This is a genomic window from Burkholderia sp. SIMBA_062, from assembly GCF_046534765.1.
Classification (GTDB): domain Bacteria; phylum Pseudomonadota; class Gammaproteobacteria; order Burkholderiales; family Burkholderiaceae; genus Burkholderia; species Burkholderia ambifaria.
The window spans coordinates 1-257 of sequence record NZ_JAWRYD010000405.1 but is presented as its reverse complement, the minus strand read 5'-3'; the positions used below and the strand labels follow the sequence as shown (position 1 = coordinate 257).

Below are 257 nucleotides of genomic sequence, written 5' to 3'. Positions count from 1 at the left end.
GGTTGCCGAGCCCGGCTTGAGGCCGGTAGCGCCCGGCAGCGGGCTGATCAGGATGCCGCCGGTCTCGGTCTGCCACCAGGTGTCGACGATCGGGCAACGCTCCTTGCCTACAGTCTTGTAGTACCAGTTCCACGCTTCAGGGTTGATCGGCTCGCCCACCGAGCCAAGCAGACGCAGGCTGGAACCATCGGCCCCTTCAACAGCGGCCTGCCCTTCGGCCATCATCGCGCGGATGGCGGTTGGCGCGGTGTAGAGGA

The 257-nt window shown here is 66.5% G+C and carries 1 protein-coding gene; it reads right to left on the bottom strand.

Features of this window, described 5'->3' with window-relative positions:
- On the bottom strand, positions 1–257 hold a 257-nt coding region (locus SB786_RS36860; protein WP_410731668.1), incomplete at both ends, for an AMP-binding protein.